We start from the raw sequence: 25,299 nt of genomic DNA, 5'->3' as shown, positions 1-25,299 counted from the left end.
CTGTCAATGTCAGAGCCCACATCGGCATCATTGGCCGGAATGCAAAGATGGTTGAAAATCAGCGTCGCCTGTGACAAAAGGCGGGTCGAATGTGACGGGACGCGACGATCCGCTTCTGCAGAATGTGATAAGAAGTAGGAAAAACAAAGACTTATTCACATTTTGGAGCGTATTTCTGGAGGATTTGTGCCGCGTTGGGCGGACAAATCGCCAAGTCCCGCACCAAAAGCCATTCCCGGCAAGATCATACCGGCAGGCTGTGAACGGCAGGGGCCGTTTGGCGGCCTCATTGGTGGAAACAAAGGTTTTATGATGCAGGTCACCGAAACGCTCAACTCAGGTCTCAAGCGCGAGATCAAGATCACCGTGCCGGCCGGTGACATGGAAGCCAAGCTGATGGCGCGGCTCTCCGATGCCAGGAACAAGGTCCGCATCAACGGCTTTCGCCCCGGCAAGGTGCCGGTGCAGCATCTGCGCAAAGTCTACGGCAAATCGTTCATGGCCGAAGTGGTCAACGAGATCCTCAACGACTCGACCCGTTCGATCATCACCGGGCGCGGCGAAAAGGCTGCCATGCAGCCCGAAGTGATCATGACCGAGGACGAGAAGGAAGCCGAGAAGATCCTGGCTGGTGGCGCAGATTTCGAGTTCCGCCTGAACTACGAGGTCATTCCGCCGATCGAGATCAAGGATTTCTCCGACATCAAGGTGACGCGTCAGGTATTCGAAGTGCCTGATGAGGAGATCGACGAGCAGGTCAAGCGTGTCGCCGAGTCGGCGCGCACTTACGAGCCGAAGACCGGCAAGGCCGCCGAGGGCGACCGCGTGACCCTCGATTATGTCGGCAAGATCGACGGCGAAGCCTTCGGCGGCGGCGCCGGCACCGATCAGCCGCTGGTGCTCGGCTCGAAGGAATTCATCCCTGGCTTCGAGGACCAGCTGGTCGGCAGCAAGGCCGGCGACGAGAAGCAGGTCACGGTAACCTTCCCGGAAAACTACCAGGCGGCGCATCTGGCCGGCAAGGAAGCCACTTTCGACGTGACCGTCAAGGACGTGTCGAAGCCCGGCGAACTTGAGATCAACGACGAGATGGCCAAAAACCTCGGCCTGGAGTCGCTGGAGCGCCTGCGCGAGGTGGTGCGCGGTCAGATCGAAAATCAGTTCGGCTCGATGACGCGCCAGAAGGTCAAGCGCCAGTTGCTCGACCAGCTCGACGCCGCCTACTCGTTCGAGGCGCCGTCCAAGCTCGTCGAGGCCGAGTTCAACAACATCTGGAACCAGGTCAACCGCGATCTCGAAGCCGCCGGGCGCACCTTTGCCGACGAAGAGACGACGGAAGAGGAAGCGCGTGCCGAATATATGCGGCTTGCCGAGCGCCGCGTGCGTCTCGGCCTGGTTCTCGCCGAAATCGGCGAGAAGGCGGGCGTCACGGTGACGGACGAGGAATTGCAGCGCGGCCTGTTCGAGCAGGTGCGTCGCTATCCGGCCAACCAGCAGCAGGAGGCCTTCGAATTCTATCGCAACAATCCCGAAGCGCTGAATACGTTGCGCGCGCCGATGTTCGAAGAGAAGGTGGTCGACCATCTGCTTGGCCAGATCTCGGTCACCGACGTCAAGGTCAGCAAGGAAGAGCTGCTGGCCGACGACGAGGATACGGAGACGACCAAGGCCAAGCCGGCGAAGAAGGCGGCTGCGAAAAAAGCCGACACCAAGAAGGCCGACGACGACGCTGAAGAGCCCAAGAAGAAGGCTGCGCCGAAGAAAAAGGCCGCCAAGGACGCTGAATAACGTCCCTGCTGAATTCCAAAAGGCCGCCTTCTCGAGGCGGCCTTTTTCGTTGTGGCGCAGGCGCAACGGATTTCACGCATCTGGCGGTCGAGGTGGCGATACGAAGCTTTGATGATTATCTGCGCTGGGTTGCGGATCGCAGCGGTTGTTGGAGGCATCGTTGAGACAGTTCTTCGGTATCGGAAGCGTGGTCGCGGCGGCGTTCCTGCTTGCGTCGGTCTACGGCATCGCCCAGGCTGACACGGTTCTCGACAACTGGCGGTTCGACAAGACCNGTTCCTGCTTGCGTCGGTCTACGGCATCGCCCAGGCTGACACGGTTCTCGACAACTGGCGGTTCGACAAGACCAGCGACGGTCTGGTCACCGCCTCGCTTTACGCTACCAACAAGCTCATCACCGGCGGCGGCGCATTGAGCTACAGCCCGGTATTGACGATTGCCTGCCGGACCGCCGGCGAACCGCGTTGGAGCGAATGGCTGCAGCTGAGCGATACTGTTTCCGCCAGCCGAACCATCGCCATGTCGGTGACTGTCGACCAATCCGGCAAGCTCAACGAAAGCTGGTCGGTCGGCCCGCGCAGCAGGATGCTGGTGCGCGACGGTGCCGACGGCATCAGGCGACTGATTTCCGCGGACCGGCTGCTGCTGTCCTGGCGGTTCGGGCTGCTGTCGGGGCGCGGCAAAGCCGAGTTTGACCTCGCCGGAGTTGAAGAGGCGGTCGGCCGGATCGCCACCACCTGCAACACCAAATTGCCTTGAGCAGATTGTCCGCATGAAACCTTTGCATGGCCGAACTCTACCTGCCGGCCGGGTTCCGTGGTATGTAGGTGCCGCAACTCCAGGCAGTGGATATCCGTTCTGCCATTCAAGAGCGCATGCCAGCGGACTAGATGTCGGCCTGTGCAGGTCAGCCAGGGCAAATTGGCGATCAGGGAGGAAATGCCATGCGTGCCATTGTGTTTTTTATCATCATGTCGGTCGCGACCGTCATCGCCGGCCCCTCGTGGGCTCAGGATGCCGCGGCGGGTGAGAAGGTCTTCGCCAAATGCAAGGTCTGCCACGTCGCGGACAAGGATCAGAACAAGGTCGGTCCGTCGTTGAACGGCGTCATCGGCCGAACGGCCGGCACGCATCCGGGGTTCAGCTATTCCAAGGCGATGACCGAGGCCGGCAAGTCCGGCGTCAAATGGGACGAAGCCACACTGACGAGCTACCTTCGCGATCCCAAGGCGATGGTCAAAGGAACGAAGATGGCGTTTCCCGGCCTCAAGAAAGACGAGGACATCGTCAATGTCATTGCCTATCTGAAGCAATTCTCCAAATAACGCGGCTCTTCCGCCGGATCTTGGTATCGCAAACAGGTCGAGGCATAGCCTCGGCCGCAATCTGCCGGCAGTGTCGGTGGGGAGGGCGGCTTGTTGCAAAAAAGACATTGGCCGGCTAGGCTGCCGTTCCCATCGGTGGTCGTCTGAATGTCGACTGAAGAAAGCCGTCTCAAGGATACCGGCATCCGCCTCTCGGAGGCGACGGCGTGTGATTTCCTTGCGCTTTTGAAACCACGGGTCATGGCGCTTGCCGTGTTTACTGCGTTCGTCGGCCTGATGATGGCGCCCGGCGTAATGAATCCAGTTATCGCCGTAATCGCCATCGGCGCAATTGCGGTCGGAGCAGGAGCCGCCGGCGCGCTCAATATGTGGTACGACGCAGACATAGACGCCTTGATGTCTCGCACGTCCAAGCGACCAATTCCGTCAGGCCGCGTCACGCCTGGCGAAGCTCTCGGCTTCGGTCTGGTGCTTTCCGCACTGTCGGTCATGACGCTCGGCGTGCTGGTGGGGTGGCTTGCCGCATCGTTGTTGGCGTTCACTATCTTTTTCTATGTCGTTATCTACACAATGTGGCTGAAGCGCTCGACGCCACAAAATATCGTCATAGGCGGCGCGGCAGGCGCCCTTCCTCCAGTGATCGGGTGGGCGGCTGCAACCGGCGCAATCGGCATCGAAAGTGTCATTCTGTTTCTGATCATTTTCCTCTGGACGCCGCCTCATTTCTGGGCGCTGGCCCTTTTCAAGGTCGGCGACTATGCCGCGGCGGGCATCCCGATGATGCCGAATGTGGCCGGCCAGCACTCGACCAGAAAACAAATCTTCGCCTATTCGCTGGTCTTGGCGCCAATCGGCGTGCTTCCTTGGGCCTTCGGCTTCGCGAGCGGATACTACGGCACTGCTTCAGCAGCGTTGGGCGCAGGGTTCATTTGGCACGCCTGGAAGGTCCTCGTCGCCGACAAGGAGATGAAGCCGGCAAAGGCGCTGTTTGCGTATTCGATTGTCTATCTTTTCGCGATCTTCGCGGCGCTGCTTGCCGACACCATTGTAATGCGAGTGGTCGCGTCAGCCGGCTATTGAGCCCGGCTCAAAACATCACGTTGGCAGAGCACAAAATCCCAGCAACAGCAGAATAACGACGCCAAGGCCGAGTATGAGAACTGTCCTTCCATCCATGACCTTCACCTTCGTCTAGAAGAGCATATCGAAGAACGGCATCCAGAGCTAGTCGGGCTACCCGGGACCTCTTACCCCCGGGGGCCTTCGTACAAAGCGCGACAAGTCCCCCGCATGAGAGTATATTGATCATGGTGCAGGTCGCGGTTTGCGTGGCCAATCACGCAGAACGGCAGCACCGTAAAACGCGACCTTACCGGACCCGGTCTGGAGGAATGGTCATGGCAAGCTTTCACGTGATAGCAGGCGCCAGCGAGACGCTGGAACACACCAGAATTCGAAAAATCGGTGTCTCCGATCTTTTTGATGCGCTCAGGCGTGGCGTCGATGATTTCATGGTCAAGCCGTCGCACATCGTTTTTCTCTGCCTGATCTACCCGCTTGCGGGGGTCGTGCTTGCTGTCTGGACATCAGGCAACAACACGCTGCCATTGTTGTTTCCGCTTGTGTCCGGCTTTGCGCTAATTGGTCCGTTCGCGGCGATCGGCCTCTATGAGATCAGCCGGCGACGGGAAGCCGGGCTCGACGCATCGTGGAGGCACGCCTTTGAGGTCAGAAGTTCTCCGGCGCTGCCGGCTATCGCGGCGGTCGGCATCATGCTGCTTGCGATATTCATCGCCTGGCTTTTGACGGCCCAGATATTTTACCAGACCGTGTTCGGCCCGGCGCCGCCGCAATCGCTGTCCAGCTTCATCAGTGAAATATTCGCCACGGGACGCGGCTGGACACTCATCATCCTGGGTCACGCCATCGGCTTTGTGTTCGCCGCGGTTGTGTTGTGCACCACGGTCGTCGCATTCCCGTTGTTGCTCGACCGCGATGTCGGCGCCTACGAAGCCATCCACACCTCGGTGCGCGTTGTCCTGGCCAACCCGATCGTGATGGCGGTGTGGGGCCTTATTGTCGCCGTCGCCCTGATCATCGGCTCGCTGCCAGTGTTCGCCGGGTTGGCGGTCGTGCTGCCGATCCTTGGTCATGCCACCTGGCATGTCTATCGGAAAGTTGTCGAATCGCCGCCGGCTACCAGACCGTGAGCTGAAAAACCTGTCCTCCGCACCGAGCGCCGGTGCGGGGAGGGTGGGGCAGAGCTTTCAATAGGCCGGGTGGCTGAAACGGGCCTGGCGCGCGTCTTTTGTCAGGTCGCGGAAATCCTTGCCGCTCACATGCACCAGCGTCCTATGGTCGCCGCCCTCGAAATAGATTTCGGGAGCGTCGCCGAGGCTTTCATCGAGGACCACCGGCACATCATAGGCAGCGCCGATCGGCGGCACAGCGCCGACATCGCAATCGCCGAACAACGAGACCACCTCGTCTTCGGAGGCAAGTCCAAGAGGCTTGTCCATAACATCCTGCAATGTCGCGAGTTCTATCCTGTGCGTGCTTGGAACCACGGCCAGCGCGTAGCCACGGTCGTGGTGAACGACCACCGATTTGGCCATTATGCTGCCAGGCACATGTGCCGCAATGGCGGATTGTCTGCTTGTCGCCGTGCGGTGATGCTCGACGGTGTCGTAGGAAATGCCTTTCTTATCGATGAAGTCCTTCAGTCTGTTTGCGATGGTCATCTTGGGCGCCCCTTGCTGGTGTTCGCGACGCATGTGGAAACGCCGGCATCGCCTGTCGTTTCCGATACCAACAGAAATGGTCCAGCCGTAGATTGTTTCAAGGCGAAGGCTCCAGAACAGGACGGCCTGGATCCGGATTGCATGTCAGGGCCCGGCCCCGAAAAACGCCATTCGGGTGAGAAGGGTGTAGTCCGCTTCGAAGACCATCAGCGTCACGAATACCAGCACCAGCACCGGCGGCAGGATGATTGCATATGTCAGCGCCAGCCGTTCCCAGGCCATGTGCATGAAGATGGCGACGATCAGCCCTGCCTTGAGGATCATGAAGATCAGGATCAGCGACCATCTGAGATAGCCGTGGAGCCCGAAATAGTCGACCAGATAGGAGCAGGTGCTGAGGATGAACAGCCACGCCCAGACCACCAGGTAGAGCTTGATCGGGTGCTCCTGATGAACCTCCGTAGGGGTAACGCTGGTCGCCGTCGCATCATGCGTACGGGCGCTGTCGAGCGTGTGTTGTCCAAGGCCATTTGCGGTTGCTTCAGCCATGTCCTGCCTCTCACCAAAGATAGAAAAATGCGAAAATGAACACCCAGACCAGGTCGACGAAATGCCAGTAGAGCCCCATGATTTCGACGTTTTCGTAGCGGCCCCTCCGGCTGGTGAAGAAGCCGGGCCGTCCGACGTCGTAGTCCCCGCGCCAGACCTTTCGCGCCACGATGATCAGGAAAATCACCCCGATCGACACATGTGTGCCGTGGAAGCCGGTGATCATGAAAAAGGATGCGCCGAACTGTGCAGCGCCCCACGGATTGCCCCAAGGCCGCACGCCCTCGGTGATCAGCTTGGTCCATTCGAAGGCTTGCATGCCGACGAAGGTCGCGCCGAGTGCCGCGGTCAAAAGCAGCAGGACTGCCGTCTTGCGGCGGTCGCGGCGGTAGCCGAAATTCACCGCCATGGCCATCGTTCCGCTGCTCGAGATCAGGACGAAGGTCATGATGGCGATAAGGATCAATGGAATGTCGGAGCCGCCGATGCGCAGGGCAAAGACCTCGCTCGGATTGGGCCACGGCACGCGTGTGGAGATACGGTCGGTCATGTAGGAGAGCAGGAAGCAGCCGAAGATGAACGTGTCGCTGAGCAGGAAGATCCACATCATGGCCTTGCCCCAAGACACGTTTTTGAACGCCCGCTGATCCGAGGACCAGTCGGCGGCGATGCCTTGCCAGCCTGCGGGCCGCGGCCCCGTTCGGCCGATGTGGGTCAGTGTCGTCTCTGCCATCCGCCCGTTCCTCCTAGGTCAGCAACCCTCGGCAAATGTCGATTAAAGTCGAAGCCCAGCCGGCCAGAAGAGCGAAGATGGCGAGCCAGACGAAAAGCAGGAAATGCCAGTACATGGCGCACAGCTCGACGCTCAGGCGAAGCCGCTGCGGCCGCGCACCGTTCCAGGCACCGACGGTCGTTCTGCCCAGGCCGACCAGCCCTCCCAGTATATGCAGCCCATGCATTCCCGTTAGCAGGTAGAAGAAGCTGTTGGCCGGATTGGACGCCAGAAAATAGCCATCCGCGCTCAGTTCCCGCCATGCCATAAGCTGTCCAACCAGGAAGGCGAGCGCCGTGAGTCCAGCGGAGGCGAGACCGAGCCTGACCATGTCCACTTGACCCTTGCGCGCCGCGAGCGAAGCGCACTGCATGGCAATGCTGCTCAAGACCAGTACGCCGGTATTAAGCCAGAGCAGAGGCGGGATGGGCAGCGGCTGCCAATCCGACAGCGCCATGCGCATGAAGTAAGCACTGGTGAACAGCGCGAACAGGCAGCCGACGACGGCAAGGAAGACGCCGAGANGCCGAGACCGATCTTTGCGGTCGGCAGCGCCGATCGGTCCAGGGCGACAAAATCCCCGACCAAACCTTGCTCGAGCCACGGCCTCGTCATTAGCCGCTGATGCGAGAGCCACCACCCAGCAATGCCGGCGATCACGAGCAGGAAAACCAGAATGACGCTCATGCCGGCTCCCTGGAAGGTCCGAAGGAGCCCGGAACGTTTTGCGGTATGAAGTCCTCCTTGGCGCCCGGTACGCTGTAGTCATAGGCCCAGCGATAGACGATCGGCAGATCCTTGCCGAAATTGCCATGGCCCGGCGGTGTTTCGGCCGTCTGCCACTCGAGCGTCGTTGCCCGCCACGGATTGCCACCAGCCTCACGGCCATGGCGGATGCTCCAGATGAGATTGAACAGAAACACAATCTGGGCAAAACCGACGATAAAAGCCATGATGCTGATAAACGAGTTGAGGTGGTGGGCCGATTCCGTCATCACCGTCATATCGGTCAATTCGTTGTAGCGCCGCGGCACGCCCATCAAGCCGAGATAGTGCATGGGAAAGAAGATCAGATAGGCGCCAAGGAAGGTGACCCAGAAATGGAACCGGCCCAGCGTCTCGTTCAGCATCCGACCGGTGACCTTCGGATACCAGTGATAGATCGCGCCGAAGATTACGATGATCGGGGCGACCCCCATGACCATATGGAAATGGGCGACGACGAACATCGTGTCCGACAGCGGAACGTCGACGACGACATTGCCGAGGAATAGCCCAGTCAACCCGCCATTGACGAAGGTGACGATGAAGGCCAGGGCAAAAAGCATCGGTATGGTGAGGTGGATGTCGCCACGCCACAGCGTCAGCACCCAGTTGTAGACCTTGATGGCTGTTGGAACCGCGATGATCAATGTCGTGGTGGCGAAGAAAAAGCCGAAATAGGGATGCATGCCGCTGACATACATGTGGTGCGCCCAGACCACGAAGCTCAGTGCGCCAATGCCGACGATGGCCCAGACCATCATGCGGTAGCCGAAGATGTTCTTGCGCGCATGGGTGCTGATCAGGTCGGAGACGATGCCGAAGGCCGGAAGCGCCACGATGTAGACCTCGGGGTGGCCGAAGAACCAGAACAGATGCTGGAACAGGATCGGGCTGCCGCCGCCATGCTGCAATTGTTCGCCCATCTCGACGATCGCCGGCATGAAGAAGCTGGTGCCGAGCGCCCGGTCGAGCAGCATCATCACGCAGGCGACGAACAGTGCCGGGAAGGCGAGCAGCGCCATGACGGTGGCGGTGAAAATACCCCAGACGGTGAGCGGAAGGCGCATCAGTGTCATGCCGCGCGTGCGGCCCTGTAGCACCGTCACGACATAGTTCAAGCCGCCCATGGTGAAGCCGATGATGAACAGGATCAGCGAGACGAGCATCAGGATGATGCCCCAGTCCTGGCCGCCTGGCGTACCGGTCATGATCGCCTGCGGCGGATAGAGCGTCCAGCCGGCACCTGTCGGTCCGCCGGGGGCAAAGAAGCTCGACACGAGGACCAGCACGGCCAGGAGATAGATCCAGTAGCTCAGCATGTTGACATAGGGAAAGACCATGTCGCGAGCGCCAACCATCAGCGGGATCAGATAGTTGCCGAAGCCGCCCAGGAAGAGTGCGGTGAGCAGGTAGATCACCATGATCATGCCATGCATGGTGATGAACTGGTAGTAGGCTTCCGGTGTGATGAAGTCGAACGTGCCGGGGAAGCCGAGCTGCAGCCGCATCAGCCAGGACAACACCAGCGCCACCATGCCGATCGCCGTCGCCGTCGCCGAATACTGGATGGCGATGACCTTGGCATCCTGCGAGAAAACGTATTTCGTCCACCAGCTGTGCGGATGGTAAAGTTCCATTTCCGCGACTTCGGCCGGCGGTACCGCATCTGCAGGTGTGATATCGACCATAGGAACACCTCCGTGCCCTTTTCGGCCATGCCCGACAGTTCGGGCCTGCCGCAATCTTTTCAATGCCGACGGCGCGCCGTCGTTCCGGCGTCTACTCTGCCGAGCCCATCTGTTGGGGCGCGGACAGCTGCGCAAAAGTCTGCTGCTGGCCAAGCCACGCCAGATAATCTTCCTGCGTATCGACCATGACCACGCCATGCATCATCGGATGCCCTTGGCCGCAGAGTTCGGCACACAGGACCTGGAAGGTTCCGGTCTTGGTCGGAGTGAACCAGAAATAGGTGACTGAGCCCGGGATCATGTCCATCTTGGCGCGGAATTCCGGCACGTAGAAATCGTGCAGCACATCGATCGAGCGGAGCAGCATCTTGACCGGTTTGCCAACCGGCAGATGCAGGTCGGCCGCTTCGACCACGACGTCGTCCTGGCCGTTGGCATCAGCGGCGATGACGCCGAGCGGATTTTCAGCGTTGACGTCGCGAGTGTCGGATGTGCCGAGCTTGCCGTCCTTGCCGGGCAGGCGGAAACTCCATTGCCATTGCTGGCCGACGACTTCGACCTCGGTTGCGTCGCTTGGGACGTTGACGAAGCGGCTCCAGACGAACAGGCCGGGAACCAGCAAAGCCGTGACACCGACGGCAGTGACGACCGTCAGCCAGGATTCGAGCCGCCTGTTCTCAGGTTCATATGCCGCCTGATTGCCTTCCCGATGACGGAAGCGGAAGACGCAATAGGCCATGAAAAGAACCACGGCGGCGAAGACGACGCCGGTGATCCAGAAAGTTATGATGATGGTGTTGTCGATATAGTCCCAGTTCGAGGCAATCGGCGTCCACCACCATGGGCTCAGGAAGTGGAACAACACCGAGCCCACGACTATCAGAACGAGTACAAGCGCAACGGCCATGTCCCGGTTCCTCCCGGTATTCCAAGCGGCGCAAAGCCGTCCCGGGAAATACCAAGTGCATCATAACTTGATTTGCGATGAAAATTCTAGAGCCGGCTGTGGGAAGGGCAAAAATACCATTTCTCGGTGCTGGCGGTCCTTCGGTTCGGCGGTGATCAGCGGTAGCGCGCGGCAAACATCGTCAGCGTCGAGTAAACGGCAATGGCGAGCATGCCGAATGTGCCCGGCAGAATCACCGGAACGGCGATCGTCGGGATCGTCGCGCGCAGGGTTCGATCCCCTGCTCGACCGACAGCTCGACGAAGGGAGTGGAGCCCCTTTATTGGCCGGCAGATGTCACCCGCCAAACTGTGTTGCCGACGTCGTCGGCGATGAGCAGGGCCCCGGTTTTGTCGACGGCCAGGCCGACAGGCCGGCCGCGCGCCTTGTTGTCCTTGTCCAGGAAGTCAGTCACCACGTCCTGTGCGGCGCCACTCGGATGGCCGCCGCTGAATGGTACGAACACCACCTTGTAGCCATTGAAGCGCGTGCGGTTCCAGCTCCCGTGCTCGCCAACGAAGGCGCCGCCGCGATATGCGTCGGGAAGGGAGGTTGCCGTGTAGAAGGCCAATCCCAGAGGGGCGACGTGGGAGCTCAGCGCATAATCCGGAACGATCGCTTTAGCGACCAGGTCCGGACGCTGGGGCATGACTCGGGGATCGAGATGCTGGCCGTAATAGCTGTATGGCCACCCGTAGAAGCCGCCGTCCTTTACCGACGTCAGATAATCCGGCACGAGATTGGGGCCGAGCTCGTCGCGCTCATTGATCACGGCCCAGAGCGCCCCGGTCTGCGGCTCCCAGCTCAGGCCGTTCGGATTGCGCAAACCGCTGGCGAAAATGCGCGACCTGCCGGTAGCCCTGTCCACCTGCCAGATCGCGGCGCGGTCCTTCTCCGCCTCGATGCCGTTCTCGGCCACGTTGCTGTTCGAGCCGATGCCGACATAGAGCAGCGAGCCGTCCGGGCTTGCCACCAGGCTCTTCGTCCAATGGTGGTCGATCGGGCCGCCGGGCAGGGCGGTGAGCGGCGTTCCGGGCGCGGTGATCTTGGTGTCGCCGGTGGTGTAGGGATAGCGAACAATGGAATCAGTGTTGGCGACGTAGAGATCGCTTCCCACCAGCGCCACGCCGAAGGGCGAGCTCAGGTGGTCGAGGAAGACGCTGGTCAGCTCGGGCTTGCCATCGCCATCGGCGTCGCGCAGCAAGGTGATGCGGTTGCTTGGGCCGCTGTCGCCGCCCGAAGTGACCCACGATTCGATCCAGCCCATCACCAAATCCTTGGGCCGTTTGATCGGTTCGCCGCCCGGCGCCTTGGACTCGACCACCAGGACGTCGCCATTGGGCAGCACATAAAGTGAGCGCGGATGCTGCAAGCCGTTGGCAAAAGCCTGGATCTGCAGCCCCTGCGCGACTGTCGGCTTTTCGTCGTTCTTCCATCCTACCACGGAAGCGAGATGCATGGGCGGGAAGAAATATTGGATCGGCTCCGGCAGGTTTGGATTCGGCCCTATCTGACTGCTGGGATCCGGGTCGTTGCCGCTGCACGCTGCAAGAGTGATCGCCGCAGTGCAAGTAAGGATGGACGCCGCGATGCGCCCGGCCTGTCTGATGGAGCTTGCTACGCGCATCAATCCGCCACTCCGACGTGATGCCGGTACACCATGGACCAGCCCAGCCAACCAGTGAAGATGAGGATGAGCACGACAACCGCCGAGAGGATCAAGCCGGTGGGAACGATGGAGGTCCATGCATCGCGGGTGTGCACGAGCATGTTGATCACGGACAACACCAGCGCCAGCAGATTACCGAGCACGTGCGGCCAGGCAGGGGGCTGTGCCCTTATCAGCGGATTAGCCAGAAAATCGATCAACCCCACGATCGCTGCAAGGCAGCCCATGATCACGCCGACGGTAACCAGCCAAGCAGAGAAGTCCGCCCACATCATTTCCGCTGTTCGCCAATAGGCCAGATCCGTCAGCAAGGTGCCGACGAAGCAGGCGATCGGAAACGGCACGAGCATCGGATGAATGGGATGTCCCGCAATCCTGGCCGTCGAACGCGGATTGTCACCGACCATAATGCGCAATCCTTCTCAGATCTCGTCCAAACAAACTGCCATCCGGCCTCTGGGCGGCTGTTGCCGAGAGGCCGGCAGACGAACCATCGATCCGTCAGGCCCAAAAAGGGCGCTGGCTGGCTGCGCCTGTTAGGCGGCGGACTGGGTCGGCGGGTTCTGGTACATCATCCAGAGCTCGATCGCGGCCAGGACGGCAACCAGAATGCCGATCACGACATGCACGGTCATCGCCGTGGTCGCCTGGAATCCAAGCACCCAGGGCGATACGAGAACCCACAGTCCGACGACCAGGTTCACCCACTCTTCCCAGACGGCAAATGCCGCGAGAGCGGCAATCGAAAGCACGACAATCAAGATTCCGCTGCCGAGGGCGTTCTGCGTCTGCGGGCCTGCCGCAAAGGCGAAGATCCAGGGAGAGAAGAACAGAATTGCCCCAAGGATCAGGTTGGCTACGTCACAGAGCCTGGCGTTTGTCCACTGGTTCATGGCATCCTCCATAGGGAGCGTTTATGGCTCCCGAGTTCGGCAAGGTGGTGCCTGAGTCCGGCGAGATGCGCCCGAAGCCGCTCACTCCGTGTTACGGCAGTGCCCTTGCCCGGCCGGAGTTCCGCATCTGGCGGTACTCCAGCCAAATCCGGCTATCTAACTGAATTCCGGGCTTTATGTTCCATTCGGCACCGGCACGCCTGGATCACTTGATGGTGATCGAGCGATCCAAAGCCGCAGTGGACATGGTCAGCGGCGACGTGCCAGCGGCGCGGACAGGCTCATTCTTTTCTCGATCCGGTGAAAACATTGGTCGTGGATCGCAGTTCTTGAAGACGAGACGCTCTTGCTCGTCTTGATTGCCGCCGAAGCTTGTTTGAGAGGCGACCGGTCCGGATTGACGCGCGATACTTTCGCTGCAAAGGTATCTTAACGACTTGTTTACCATGCGTCAGTCAGGGTTGGGGGGAATTTGGAACCGTTTCTGGGTGCGAACCGCCTTAATTGGGATGATCGGGCCGAACTGCACTCGACCGACACAACGGGCAGCTACCACATCGAGAATGTGCTGGCAGGCGGATCCAATCTCTATGAGCTGGAAACGCGCGAGGTCGGCGATATTGCCGGCAAGGATATCGTCCACCTGCAGTGTCACATCGGCCTTGACACAATCAGCTTGAAGAATCTTGGTGCGGGCAGCGTGACCGGCCTCGACTTTTCACCCGCGGCGATCGCGGCGGCGCGGGATTTCGCTGCGAAGGCAGGCACCGACGTGCGTTTCGTGGAAGCGCCACTGTTCGAGGCGGTCGAAGCCCTGGGCCGGACCTTTGACATCGCTTACGTTACCTGGGGTTCGGTAAACTGGCTGGACGACGTGTTCCGTTGGGCGCGGGTGGTTGCCGATCTCCTGCGACCCGGCGGCCGGCTCTACATGGCAGAGGGCCATCCATTGATGTTTCAGTGCAATCGAAAGGCCGCGGCTCTGGAGTTGAAGCACGACTGGCGAACGCCGATAGCTCGGCCGCTCGCCTGGAACGAGGAACTGACCTACACCGGCGATGACCGCATCTTGAAGCATCCTCGCTATTATGAGTGGATCCATCCGATCAGTGACGTGGTGAACGCGCTGATTTCAGCTGGTCTGACGCTCGATTTTCTCAATGAGCATGACACGGTTTCGTGGCAGCACTTTTCATTTGCAGTGCGGGCCGGCAAGGATATGTACGGCCTGCCAGAGAACTCTCCCAAGATACCGATGGCCTATTCCATTGGCGCGACGAAGCGGAGCGTCGGCAAGATACCATATTTTGTGTCTCACAAGTCGATTGAGGGCCACTAGCCCAAGGTCAACGCTCTTGACGTACTCGGGTCGGAGCATCGAGGTGTGCAATGGCGCTCGTGTCTGCGGTCTTCCGAGCAAGGCTGATCTCGTTTCATGTTGGTCCGCTTCATGCAGCCTGCCTTCAACATCGCGCGGGCGGTGGTGTCGATGTCGACATAACAGCCGGCGTCAGCCATCGGAAAATGCGAAATTTTTCAGGAGTGTGAAGGTCAAATTAAACATTGAACGCTAATATTCCTCATCGGGTCGACCCGAGAACCTGAAATGGCAATTGAGGAATCGCCTATTGGCTTTTTTCCGCGCTAGGTTCGGCGGCATTAAGGAGGCCGTCTTTTCGTCGGCAAATATTCCGGCGGCGATCGCGTTTGTCGTCATCCTTATCAGCGCAGCGTTCGCGGAGCACCAGAACAAGATCGTCTCGGACCAGGCCGTCCGTGCGGACGTGCTGACCAAGGTCAACCTCATCCGCGCCAAGCTCGAAGGCAATATCAACGGAAACCTTCAACTCGTGCATGGACTGGTCGCTGCGGTCGTAACCGAGCCCTATATGGGACAGCAACGCTTCGCTTCGCTGGCGAGTAATCTGTTTGGCGCGAACTCGCAATTGAACAATATTGCCGGCGCGCCCGATCTGGTCGTTTCCCTGATGTACCCGATGGAGGGTAACGAGCAGGCGATGGGCCTCGATTACCGCAAGAACGAGCGGCAGCGTGCGGCTGCGCTAAGGGCGCGAGACGAACGCAAGCTGGTGCTTGCCGGTCCCGTCGATCTGAAGCAGGGAGGACAAGGCTTTATCGGTCGCTTTCCGGTTTTCGTGCGGAGCGCGGGCAATACGGAAAGGTTCTGGGGCATCATTTCCGCCGTTGTCGACGTGCAGCGTCTCTATCGGGCGAGCGGGCTGCTTGACGACGATCTCGGGATTGACATAGCGCTGATCGGCAGGGACGCTCTCGGCCAAAATGGAGACCAATTCTACGGCAATGAGCGGATCGGCAAAAGCGATCCGGTGACGGCCGACGTTTTGCTCCCGTCCGGTTCGTGGCAGATCGCGGCCATTCCCAAAAATGGCTGGCCTTCGACGCCAAGTAACGCATGGTTGTTGCGCGCGATCATGGCGACGGCCGGGGCCTTGGTTGTGTTCCCCTTCCTGGTCACAGGTCGCCTGATCGGCGAAAGACAGCGCAATTATGCGGAATTGCGTCGATTGTCACGACGCCTGGAACTCGCTCTGGAAGCCTCGGCTATTGGGGTTTGGGAACACGATCTCGCGACCAACGAGCTTACGTGGGATGATCGCGTAAATGAAATATATGGCAAATCAACCGGGGAGCACCGGGGCTACATAGACTGGGCGGGTGCAATCCACCCAGATGATTTGGCTACCGCCAACGCAGATTTCGACAGCGCGGTGGCCAGCGGACGACCCTATTTGTCGGAGTACCGGATTGTGCGTCCGGATGGCGAGGTCCGTCATGTCCGGTCCAAGGCGATCGTTTACCGGGTCGCAAACAACACTCCAAAAATGATAGGCGCAGAATGGGACGTTACAGCCGATGTCCTGCTGAACCAGGATCTGGTTCGAGCAAAACAGCTGTCCGAGTCGAAAAATGCAGAACTCGAGTCGGCCAAAGCGCGCATAGAGCACATCGCGCTTCATGACTCGTTGACCGGCTTGCCCAACCGGCGTTACCTCGACCAGGTACTGGAAGATTACGCGGCAAACGCCAGGCGCTCAGGCGGGCATGCGGCACTGCTTCACATCGATCTGGATCGGTTCAAGCACATCAATGATACGCTGGGCCACGCCGCCGGTGACGCAATGTTGGTTCACGCGTCAACAGTCCTCAGATCGAAGGTCGGCGACGAGGGATTCGTCGCCCGCATCGGGGGAGACGAATTCATCGTTCTGTGCGTGGTGCGCGACGATACCAAGCAACTGGCGCTGCTCGCTGACCGCGTCATCAGCCAGATGCGCGAACCGGTCTACTACCAGGGCCATCGATGCCGTTTTGGTGTCAGCGTGGGAATCGCAGTCGACAACGGAAAAAATATCGAAGCCAAACACCTGCTGGTAAACGCCGATATCGCGCTTTACCGAGCAAAGAGGCGTGGGCGCAATCGATACGAATTCTTCACCGACGCGATGCAAAGCGAAATCGTCGATACAAAGCGGATTGCCGACGAAATTCTCGGCGGCCTTGAGCGCAACGAGTTCATCCCCTTCTACCAGCCCCAATTTGACGCAAAGACGCTCGAAATCGTGGGGGTTGAGGCGCTGGCGAGGTGGAGACATCCAGAAAAGGGTATTTTGGCGCCCGATGTCTTCCTGAGAATTGCGGAAGAACTGAATGTGGTCTCGATCATCGACCAAGCCATATTGAAGCAGTCGCTTTTGGACTTCAAAGAATGGTCCGCTGCGGGACTCCACATTCCGCGGGTATCGGTCAATGTTTCGGCGCGACGCCTTCAAGATGAGGAGCTCATCAAGAGCTTACGAGAACAAAATATCGAAAAAGGGACAGTTTCATTCGAGCTTGTTGAGTCAATTTTCCTGGACGAGAACGACGACCTTGTCACCTGGAATATCGAGCAGATAAAAGAACTCGGGATTGACATCGAAATAGACGATTTTGGTACTGGTTACGCTTCGATAGTCAGTTTGCTCAAGTTGCAGCCTCGCCGGCTAAAGATAGATCGGCAGCTGGTCACCCCAATCGCCAAATCGCCGCAAAGAAGGCAGGTTGTCTCGTCAATCATTGACATCGGCAAGTCCTTGGGTATCGAGGTCGTGGCGGAAGGTGTCGAGACGATGCAGCACGCACGGATACTCAAAGGCCTGGGCTGCGACATGTTGCAGGGTTATGCCTTCGGCTACGCGCTCGATTCCGACGGACTAAAGGCCTTTGTTCGATCCCGGCGGCTGCGCACAGCCAGCTGAGCGCCAGTCCCCGCATTTACCGGCGCGATCGGCGTTGAGCGTCGCATCAATATGCGCGTGGCAGGCCAGGCCGGTAACAATAAGCCTCAAATAAGCAGCAGGCCCTTCATGCTGGAGTGGCCTTTCCTGCCGATGATGATGTGATCGTGAACGGCAATGCCAAGCGGTTTGGCCGTCTCGATGATCAGCTTGGTCATCTCGATGTCGGCGCGCGACGGCGTCGGATCGCCCGATGGATGATTGTGAGCCAGAATAATCGCCGTCGCCGAGAGCTCCAAGGCGCGCCTGACCACCTCGCGCGGATAGACCGGCGTGTGGTCAACGGTGCCGACCTGCTGCACCTCGTCGGCGATCAGTGCGTTCTTCTTGTCGAGGAACAGGATGCGGAACTGCTCCCGCTCCTCGAAGGCCATGACCGACCGGCAGTATTCGAGAACCTGCGTCCAGGTTGACAAAAGCTCGCGGCCGGCGATCTCGCCGCGCGCCATGCGCTGCGCCGTTGCAGCAACCACCTTCAGGTCGAGCGCCACCGCCGGGCCGATGCCCTTCACCTCCTGCAGGCGCTCGACGGGCGCGCCGAGGACCTCGGCCAATGTACCGAAGCGTGCCAGCAATGCCTTGGCGACCGGCTTGGTGTCGGCGCGCGGGATCAGCCGAAACAATAGAAGCTCGAGCAGTTCGTAGTCGGGGAGGGTGTTGGGGCCGGCAGCAAAGCGTTCGCGCAGGCGGTCGCGATGGCCGAGATAATGCGGCTTGTCGGCGGCCACCGCCTTCGCGGGCGATCGCACCGGCCTTTCGGGAAAGAAGGCCCGCTCGTCGTCGTCACCGTTCATGGCTGCCCCACCCAGCATTTGCCGGGCAAGGTAACGCCCGATCTGCCAGACACTAGGCCCGCAGGCCGGGGCGGTCGAGGTTTTTTGGCGATAGCGTGAAGATCTCGCAGCCGGTTTCGGTGACGCCGATCGTGTGCTCGTACTGCGCCGACAGCGAACGATCGCGCGTCACCGCGGTCCAGCCGTCCGACAGCACTTTCACATGCGGCCGGCCGAGATTGATCATCGGCTCGACGGTGAAGATCATGCCCGGCCGCATCTCGACGCCTTCGCTGGCGCTGCCGTAATGCAGGATATTCGGCGCGTCGTGAAACAGCCGGCCGACCCCATGGCCGCAGAAATCGCGCACCACCGAGCAACGCTCGGCTTCGGCGTAGGTCTGGATGGCGGCGCCGATGGCGCCGGTGCGGGCGCCCGGCTTGATTGCCGCGATGCCGCGCATCAGGCACTCATACGTGACTTCGAGCAGCCGCTCCGCGGCACGCTTGATCGTGCCCACTGGATACATGCGCGAGGAGTCGCCATGCCAGCCGTCGAGGATATAGGTGACGTCGATGTTGACGATGTCGCCGTCCTTCAACGGCTTGTTATCGGGTATGCCGTGACAGACGACGTGGTTGATCGAGGTGCAGGATGATTTCGTGTAGCCGCGGTAGTTGAGCGTCGCCGGAAGCGCGCCATGGTCCATGCCAAATTCGAAAACGAAACGATCGATCGCCTCGGTGGTGACGCCGGGCGCCACCATCGTCACCAGTTCGTCGAGGCAGCGCGCGGTGAGATCGCAAGCCTTGCGCATGCCGATAAAGCCTTCCTCGTCGTAAAGACGGATCTGGCCGGTGTTTCTGAGCGGTGCCGCGGCGGCGTCGAGATAGGTGACCATTTTTATCCGTCTTGCAGAGATGCGAGGCTGGATGAGCCTCGGCGAGAGAAATCTCCCCAGATTTGGCACTGGAAAGCGCAAGGTTCAAGGACGAACTGCCGGCGAACGGCCGAAGACCAGCGATATATTCACGCCTGAGGCATTCTCCTTGCCTGGAGCGGCCCATGCTTCGCCGGGTTCATTGGCTACCGCAGTGACGACACATTTCTAGGCGAGAAGTCGGCCCAAGCACTAAGCCGCTACGGCAACTTTTTGCGACGAACGGCGTTGCGGCGGGGGCGTCGGTTCGGGAGAGATCGAATGGACAGACTGCAATTCGAGGTGCCGGTGCGGATCGCGCCTGTGCCCGGCCAGCCGGTCGAGGAAATCTACAGTGTCGAGCAGGCGCTCGATTTCCTGCAAACGTGGCCGGTCCGCCGGAAGGGGCCAACCTACCAGGCCGCGTTCAACGCCTGTTTCGGCGCCACGGTGGACATCGTCGAGACCGAAGACGCATGGCGGGCCTTCATGGCCTTTTGCCGGGTGAGCGGCCTGCTGGCCAGGGACATGATGGTTCCGCGCAAGCGCGGCGGCGAGGCGAGGGGACTGCGGGCTTAGGGAGCCGTCGACATAATCTTCAATTTGTCTGGCAGCTTTTGCCGACATCCTCATCAGAGTAGTCGTCCGGCAAGGTTACGCAGCGCGTTAGCGATGGCATGTGCTAAGTGCTTGAGGTCTCTGGTACGCCCAAGGGGAATCGAACCCCTGTTACCGCCGTGAAAGGGCGGTGTCCTGACCGCTAGACGATGGGCGCGCTCAGATGTGAGCGCTTATAGTTGCGTCGCGACAAACCGGCAACCCGTCTGCTGCCGGCTGCGACAACTTTTTTCCTTTGGCTCCAAACCGCGTCTTTCCGACAGCCAAGCTGGTTTTGCGGCATGATGCAACGTCGCCGAGGGGACTTCGCAGCGCCCGAAGAACCTCGCCCTAGCCGCGCCTGCGGCAACGCCAGTTCCAGTCGCGCTCGGGGCCGACATCGACGTGGACGGATTCGGTGTGGCAGTAGGTGCCGACGCCGCCGCGGCCCGGCATGGTGCGGATATAGCTCGCCAGTTCCCATTTTGAGACGCCGGGAACCTGGATGTCGGCGGCGGCGCAGTACATGTGCAGCGAGTTCTTGGCACCGTTGGCGCGACGGTTGCGGGCCGGATCGCGATAGCCGGAGGTAACCGTCATCTTGCGGCCGTAGTGGCCTTCGATCGTCTTCAGCACGCGAACCAGCGACGGCTTCAAGCAGGCGACATCGACGCTTTCGTTCTGTTTCAGGAGACCGTTGGGTGCCAGCCGGGCGAGGCCGGCGGCGGAGGCGACCTGGTAGGCGCCACCCGAACCTTCGTCCTCGTTGAGGTCGACGTCGCTCTCATCGTCGAGGCCGGATTTGCGCTTGATCTCGAACAGTGCCGTCTGGCGCACGCCGGGCAGCGCATCGGCCGTGAAGTGGCTAGTATCGCCGGCCGATGCCAACTGCACCGGCTTTTCAGCCGGGTTGGCCGAGGCCAGGGTGACGGTGGGCTTTGCCGCGGGCGTCGCCTTGGCCGGCAAGACCGCTGGCTGCCCGCCCGATCTGCTGTTGGCCGGCGATGCCGCCGAAGCAGGCGTAGCGCTGAACAGCGAGGCCAGGAAGTTTTTCTTCGGTGCATAGGCCTGTGGCTGCGGCATCTCGCCGGCGGTCACATAGACCGGGTTGTTCATCGCCGGCGCGGCGGCCTTGGCATCGGGCTTCGATGCGCCGGCATCGGCGGCGGCACTGTTCTGCGCAACAGCGTTGGCCTGTTCAGCCGCCTCGGCGTTTGGTTGCAGCGGTTGCGGCGAATGTCCCGCGATCGCCTCGGCCGCCGTGGGAACGGCGATCGGGAAGCCGGCATCGGACTTGGCCCCTGGCTTGGTCATTGGCACATAGGCGACCTGCTCGGGAAGGTTGGCGTCGCCCTCTGCATTCATCGTCATTTGTGCGGTTGTCATCTGCGACGATGAGGCGGCCGTGCTGGCCTGGGGCGCACCGGCGGCCGTGCTGATTTCGGTGGCCGAGGCATTATAGCCTGGCATGCCGACCGACATGGTCGGGTCGCCGGCAGAGGTGCAGGACGCCAGGAGCACCGAGAAAAGCGCCGCCACAATGGCGCGGCTTTCTCCCTTCGCGAGGCGCGATCCTGCTGATCTCAAAACAAAATTCCCCCTCGATATCCGACCGGTTCGTCATTGGCGCGGCGCCGAAACGTCTCGTCGAAATGACCCTTGTTCCCCGAACCGGAAACGAGACCTGTGTCAAATCTGCAAGCCTCAAAGTAATTTGGCGGCTAGAGGATGAATCAAGGCTGCTCAGGGTTGACGACACCATTTCGCCCGCTTTTGGCGGCGCGTCAACTCACCACACATTACAGATGGTTACACACGCACCTTGACATAGGTGCCGGGGGCTTCGCCTAGAACTTGCATATGCTCGCCCGGTTTGCGGGCCGGTACGCGGGTATTGTCCCTGGCTTCGATCCAGCGCTGCCAGTGCGGCCACCAGGAGCCGGGATGGTCAGTGGCCCCGGCGAACCACTGGTCGAAGTCGCCAGCCGGCTTGCCGCCGGTCCAGTAGTGGTATTTCTGCGCCGCCGGCGGATTGACGACGCCGGCGATGTGGCCGGAGCCGGCCACGACGTAGTCGACCTTGCCGCCGAAATATTTCGAGCCGAGGAACACCGACAGCGCCGGCGCGATGTGATCCTCCTTCGAGGCGAGGTTGTAGACCGGGATGGTGACATCCTTCAGCGAAACCGTGCGGCCCGCCAACTCCATCATGCCTTGCGAAAGCCTGTTCTCAAGATAGCAATTGCGCAAATAGAAGGAATGGTTGGCAGCGCCCATGCGGGTCGAATCGGCGTTCCAGTAGAGCAGGTCGAAGGGCAGGGGATCCTTGCCGCGCATGTAATTGTTGACGACATAGGGCCAGATCAGGTCGCCCGAGCGCAGCATGTTGAAGGCGGTCGCCATCCTCGTGCCGTCGAGATAGCCTTTTTCGCTCATTGCCTTTTCAACGGCCGCGACTTGCTCCTCATCGACGAACACTTTCAAGTCGCCGGCATAGGTGAAATCGACCTGCGTGGTGAAGAAGGTCGCCGATTTGATGCGGTGGTCGCCTTCCTGCGCCATCAAGGCCAGCGCTGCCGCCAACAGCGTGCCGCCGACGCAATAGCCGATGGCANGTGGTCGCCTTCCTGCGCCATCAAGGCCAGCGCTGCCGCCAACAGCGTGCCGCCGACGCAATAGCCGATGGCATTGACGTCCTTTTCGCCGGTGGCCTTTTCAATCGTGTCGAGGCCGTATTGCAGGCCCTCCCTGATATAGGCCTCCCAGCTCTTGGTGCCGTGCCGCTCGTCCGGATTGATCCAGGAGATGACGAAGACCGTGTGGCCTTGCTCGACCGCCCAGCGGATGAAGGATTTTTGCGGGTTGAGGTCGAGGATGTAGTATTTGTTGATCCATGGCGGGCAGATCAGCAGCGGCCGCTTGAGCACGGTGTCGGTCGCCGGCTCGTATTGCAGGATTTCAGCGACGTCGCTGCGGCCGACCACCTTGCCGGGGGTGGTGGCGAGATTCTTGCCGATCTCGAAGGGTGAGTAATCGGCCTGCCGCAGCTTCAGGTCACCCTTGCCTGCGGCAATGTCCTCGGCCAGCATCTTCATGCCGCGCACCAGATTTTCGCCGTTCGAGGCGACGGTCTCGCGAAACAATTCCGGATTGGTCAGGATGAAATTCGACGGCGAGATGGCGTTGGACACCTGCCTGACATAAAAGCTGGCCTTGTGGCGGGTGTGCTCGTCCAGACCGTCGGCGTGCTCGACCAGTTCGGCCGCCCAGCGCGAGGTGACGAGATAGGCTTGTTTGAGGAAATCGAAAAAGGCGTTGCGGCCCCATTCCGGGTCCTGGAAACGCTTGTCGCCGCGCTCGGGCTTGACCGCATCCTCGGTCTCCTCGGCACCGGCGCCGATGCGCTGAACGGCATTGGCCCAGACGGCCATATAGCCGGAAAACAATCGTGTCTGTGCCTCCAGCGCGCGCTGCGGGTCGGAGAGCCAGTATTCGGTGAGTTTGGAGAACGTCTTCACCATGTCGACGACCGGCTCGGCGACATGATCGCGCACCTCGCCCTTTTCCCGCGGCTCGGCCCATGCCGAGGCGGCCTTGCCGGCCTGCTCGATCATGCGGGCCATGTTCAGAGCGAAGCGTTCCGGGTCCTTAACCAGATATTGCTCGACGGTCGAAGGTTGGTCATCTTCCGCTTTGCCCGAATCGGGTGTTTTGGACATGGTTCGCGGGGTTCCTCCCGAAGCGTTTTGTTGACATATTACCATGGGATATCGGACAGGGTCCAACGTGCTCTAACCCGGCCGCCAGGAAAACAATATGACGATTAATATTGGCACGAACGTTTTTTCCGGCACTGGTCGTTTTTGCCGCATGGCGCTCGTCCTGCTGGCGATGGCCGGTTGCACGAGCAGCAACATAGAAGGTGCAGCGCCCGCCACCGGCCTTGTCGGGGCGAAGGACACCGGTTCCTACCCGAACCTGAACATCCCGCCGCAGGTGGCGGCCGAGCAATTCACCGACGAGGAAAAGAACGCCAAGCTCGCCCAGCTGAAGGCCGAGGAGCAGGGCCAGGCCGCGAAGGGCGGCGTCAAGGTCGCGGACCAGGCTGCGCTGGACCAGCTGGCAAAAAAACACGGCGCCGAGGCGCTGAAGCAGATCGAAGGCAAATGCGACCCCGCTCTCGACCCTAATTGCAAATAAGCTTATACGCGCGACCGCAACCTCACTGTCTGGAACTGCCATGGAAGAATTTCACAAGGTCCGCCGGCTTCCGCCCTATGTCTTCGAACAGGTAAACCGGCTGAAGGCCAGTGCCCGCTCGCGCGGCGCCGACATCATCGACCTTGGCATGGGCAATCCGGACCTGCCGACGCCCAAGGCCATCGTCGACAAACTCTGCGAGGTAGTGCGTGATCCGCGCACGCACCGCTATTCGTCGTCGCGCGGCATTCCGGGCCTGCGCCGTGCCCAGGCCAATTATTATGCCCGCCGTTTCGGCGTGAAGCTCGACCCGGACAGCCAGGTGGTGGCGACGCTCGGGTCAAAGGAGGGCTTTGCCAATATGGCGCAGGCGATCACCGCCCCCGGCGATGTGATCCTGTGCCCCAATCCGACCTATCCGATCCACGCCTTCGGCTTCATCATGTCGGGCGGCGTCATCCGCTCGCTGCAGGTCGAACCGGACGACGGTTTCATCCCGGCGCTGGAGCGCGGCATCCGCCATTCGATCCCGAAGCCGCTGGCGCTGATCCTCAATTATCCCTCCAACCCGACAGCACTGGTCGCCTCGCTCGATTTCTACAAGGAGGTGGTGGCTTTCGCCAGGAAGAACGACATCATCATCCTGTCGGACCTTGCCTATTCGGAGATTTATTTCGACGGCAATCCGCCGCCTTCGGTGCTGCAGGTGCCGGGCGCGATCGACGTCGCGGTCGAGTTCACCTCGATGTCGAAGACCTTTTCGATGCCGGGCTGGCGCATGGGTTTTGCGGTCGGCAATGAAAGGCTGATCTCGGCGCTGACGCGGGTGAAATCCTATCTCGACNCTGGCGCATGGGTTTTGCGGTCGGCAATGAAAGGCTGATCTCGGCGCTGACGCGGGTGAAATCCTATCTCGACTACGGCGCCTTCACACCGATCCAGGTGGCGGCCGCGCATGCACTCAACGGCGACGGTGCCGATATCGCCGAAGTGCGCGACGTCTACCGCAAACGCCGCGATGTCATGGTCGACGCCTTCAGCCGTGCCGGCTGGACCATTCCCGCACCGGCGGCGTCGATGTTCGCCTGGGCGCCGATCCCGGAGCCGTTCAAGCACCTCGGCTCGCTCGAATTCTCCAAGCTTCTGATCGAGCACGCCGACGTCGCGGTGGCGCCGGGCGTCGGCTTCGGCGAGCATGGCGACGATCACGTGCGCATCGCGCTGGTCGAAAACGAGCACCGGATCCGTCAGGCAGCGCGCAACATCAAACGCTTCCTCGCATCCAGCGCCAAGCAGCCGAATAACGTCGTACCGCTCGCCGCGCATCGCTGAGTTTTCTACACATCAATCGACCG

At 60.6% G+C, this 25,299-nt stretch carries 21 protein-coding genes, 1 tRNA gene and 3 pseudogenes; 10 read left to right on the top strand and 15 right to left on the bottom strand.

The features are described from left to right. Window positions 1–312 precede the first annotated feature (312 nt). The 5 genes from tig (at window position 313) to X760_RS59610 (ending at window position 5,323) form a co-directional block, all read left to right on the top strand. Complete coding sequence (gene tig / locus X760_RS59625) at window positions 313–1,788, top strand: trigger factor (protein ID WP_023720171.1); 1,476 nt, start codon at window positions 313–315, stop codon at window positions 1,786–1,788. 411 nt (window positions 1,789–2,199) lie between these two features. Then, window positions 2,200–2,547 carry a hypothetical protein gene (locus X760_RS0138405; RefSeq protein ID WP_023720170.1) on the top strand — a complete coding sequence of 116 codons (348 nt, stop codon included), beginning with the start codon at window positions 2,200–2,202 and terminating at the stop codon, window positions 2,545–2,547. A 185-nt stretch (window positions 2,548–2,732) separates the two neighbouring features. Beyond that, window positions 2,733–3,113 carry a cytochrome c family protein gene (locus X760_RS59620; protein WP_023720169.1) on the top strand — a complete coding sequence of 127 codons (381 nt, stop codon included), beginning with the start codon at window positions 2,733–2,735 and terminating at the stop codon, window positions 3,111–3,113. A gap of 147 nt (window positions 3,114–3,260) precedes the next feature. Then, a complete protein-coding gene (locus X760_RS59615; RefSeq protein WP_023720168.1) occupies window positions 3,261–4,193 on the top strand; it encodes a heme o synthase in 933 nt (310 codons plus the stop codon). A gap of 317 nt (window positions 4,194–4,510) precedes the next feature. After that, the gene (locus X760_RS59610) at window positions 4,511–5,323 is read left to right on the top strand and encodes a DUF2189 domain-containing protein (RefSeq protein ID WP_023720167.1); all 813 of its coding nucleotides are present in this window, start codon (window positions 4,511–4,513) and stop codon (window positions 5,321–5,323) included. Between the two features lie 57 nt (window positions 5,324–5,380). Here the strand turns inward: X760_RS59610 and X760_RS59605 are convergent, their stop codons facing one another. From X760_RS59605 to X760_RS76435, 10 genes and pseudogenes are all read right to left on the bottom strand, one after another. Continuing rightward, a complete protein-coding gene (locus X760_RS59605; protein ID WP_023720166.1) occupies window positions 5,381–5,854 on the bottom strand; it encodes an aminoacyl-tRNA deacylase in 474 nt (157 codons plus the stop codon). Between the two features lie 144 nt (window positions 5,855–5,998). Next, window positions 5,999–6,403 (bottom strand): cytochrome C oxidase subunit IV family protein, encoded by a 405-nt coding sequence (locus tag X760_RS59600; RefSeq protein WP_023720165.1) that lies wholly within the window; start codon window positions 6,401–6,403, stop codon window positions 5,999–6,001. Window positions 6,404–6,413: 10 nt separating this feature from the next. Further along, window positions 6,414–7,136, bottom strand: coding sequence for a heme-copper oxidase subunit III family protein (locus tag X760_RS59595; RefSeq protein WP_023720164.1), 723 nt, complete (start codon window positions 7,134–7,136; stop codon window positions 6,414–6,416). A 13-nt stretch (window positions 7,137–7,149) separates the two neighbouring features. Then, a pseudogene (locus X760_RS59590) lies at window positions 7,150–7,862 on the bottom strand (cytochrome c oxidase subunit 3). After that, complete coding sequence (gene ctaD / locus X760_RS59585; protein WP_023720163.1) at window positions 7,859–9,628, bottom strand: cytochrome c oxidase subunit I; 1,770 nt, start codon at window positions 9,626–9,628, stop codon at window positions 7,859–7,861. The pseudogene X760_RS59590 and the gene ctaD overlap by 4 nt, the downstream one beginning before the upstream one ends. Before the next feature lie 91 nt (window positions 9,629–9,719). Further along, window positions 9,720–10,535 (bottom strand): cytochrome c oxidase subunit II, encoded by an 816-nt coding sequence (gene coxB / locus X760_RS59580; RefSeq protein ID WP_023720162.1) that lies wholly within the window; start codon window positions 10,533–10,535, stop codon window positions 9,720–9,722. A 319-nt stretch (window positions 10,536–10,854) separates the two neighbouring features. After that, entirely contained in the window at window positions 10,855–12,201 is a 1,347-nt protein-coding gene (locus tag X760_RS59575; RefSeq protein ID WP_023720161.1) for a sorbosone dehydrogenase family protein, read from the bottom strand. Next, on the bottom strand, window positions 12,201–12,650 hold the full coding sequence (locus tag X760_RS59570; protein WP_023720160.1) for a DUF2231 domain-containing protein: 450 nt from the start codon (window positions 12,648–12,650) through the stop codon (window positions 12,201–12,203). Before X760_RS59570 ends, X760_RS59575 begins: the two co-directional genes overlap by 1 nt. A gap of 129 nt (window positions 12,651–12,779) precedes the next feature. Next, window positions 12,780–13,136: an SPW repeat protein gene (locus X760_RS59565; RefSeq protein WP_051409696.1), complete on the bottom strand. Its 357-nt coding sequence runs from the start codon at window positions 13,134–13,136 to the stop codon at window positions 12,780–12,782. Window positions 13,137–13,341: 205 nt separating this feature from the next. Next, window positions 13,342–13,584, bottom strand: a complete 243-nt coding sequence (locus X760_RS76435) for a hypothetical protein (RefSeq protein ID WP_156948109.1) — start codon at window positions 13,582–13,584, stop codon at window positions 13,342–13,344. Between the two features lie 24 nt (window positions 13,585–13,608). On the opposite strand from X760_RS76435, the gene X760_RS59560 reads away from it, so the two are divergent. Together X760_RS59560 and X760_RS59555 are read left to right on the top strand one after the other, a co-directional pair. Further along, a complete protein-coding gene (locus X760_RS59560; RefSeq protein WP_023720157.1) occupies window positions 13,609–14,475 on the top strand; it encodes a class I SAM-dependent methyltransferase in 867 nt (288 codons plus the stop codon). Window positions 14,476–14,836: 361 nt separating this feature from the next. Beyond that, the gene (locus X760_RS59555) at window positions 14,837–17,416 is read left to right on the top strand and encodes an EAL domain-containing protein (RefSeq protein ID WP_036245080.1); all 2,580 of its coding nucleotides are present in this window, start codon (window positions 14,837–14,839) and stop codon (window positions 17,414–17,416) included. An 86-nt stretch (window positions 17,417–17,502) separates the two neighbouring features. Here the strand turns inward: X760_RS59555 and radC are convergent, their stop codons facing one another. Together radC and map are read right to left on the bottom strand one after the other, a co-directional pair. Further along, window positions 17,503–18,249: a DNA repair protein RadC gene (radC, locus tag X760_RS59550; protein WP_023720155.1), complete on the bottom strand. Its 747-nt coding sequence runs from the start codon at window positions 18,247–18,249 to the stop codon at window positions 17,503–17,505. 52 nt (window positions 18,250–18,301) lie between these two features. Beyond that, entirely contained in the window at window positions 18,302–19,129 is an 828-nt protein-coding gene (gene map, locus X760_RS59545) for a type I methionyl aminopeptidase (RefSeq protein WP_023720154.1), read from the bottom strand. Between the two features lie 300 nt (window positions 19,130–19,429). Here map and X760_RS59540 point away from each other — a divergent pair, with 300 nt between their 5' ends. Next, window positions 19,430–19,726 carry a DUF982 domain-containing protein gene (locus X760_RS59540; RefSeq protein ID WP_023678889.1) on the top strand — a complete coding sequence of 99 codons (297 nt, stop codon included), beginning with the start codon at window positions 19,430–19,432 and terminating at the stop codon, window positions 19,724–19,726. A 121-nt stretch (window positions 19,727–19,847) separates the two neighbouring features. On the opposite strand, the gene X760_RS59535 is transcribed toward X760_RS59540, so the two are convergent. The 3 genes and pseudogenes from X760_RS59535 to X760_RS59525 form a co-directional block, all read right to left on the bottom strand. Then, window positions 19,848–19,922 (bottom strand) — tRNA-Glu (locus X760_RS59535). A gap of 173 nt (window positions 19,923–20,095) precedes the next feature. Further along, the gene (locus tag X760_RS59530) at window positions 20,096–21,226 is read right to left on the bottom strand and encodes a YcbK family protein (protein WP_245278629.1); all 1,131 of its coding nucleotides are present in this window, start codon (window positions 21,224–21,226) and stop codon (window positions 20,096–20,098) included. A gap of 327 nt (window positions 21,227–21,553) precedes the next feature. Beyond that, window positions 21,554–23,463, bottom strand: a pseudogene (locus tag X760_RS59525) (class I poly(R)-hydroxyalkanoic acid synthase). A 151-nt stretch (window positions 23,464–23,614) separates the two neighbouring features. Here X760_RS59525 and X760_RS59520 point away from each other — a divergent pair. After that, on the top strand, window positions 23,615–23,944 hold the full coding sequence (locus tag X760_RS59520) for a hypothetical protein (protein WP_348633231.1): 330 nt from the start codon (window positions 23,615–23,617) through the stop codon (window positions 23,942–23,944). A gap of 40 nt (window positions 23,945–23,984) precedes the next feature. Continuing rightward, a pseudogene (locus X760_RS59515) lies at window positions 23,985–25,276 on the top strand (pyridoxal phosphate-dependent aminotransferase). The last annotated feature ends 23 nt before the right edge of the window (window positions 25,277–25,299 follow it).

The sequence above is a fragment of the Mesorhizobium sp. LSHC420B00 genome (assembly GCF_000503055.1).
In the GTDB taxonomy this organism is placed as follows: Bacteria; Pseudomonadota; Alphaproteobacteria; order Rhizobiales; family Rhizobiaceae; genus Mesorhizobium.
This window is presented reverse-complemented; position numbering and strand designations above follow the sequence as displayed.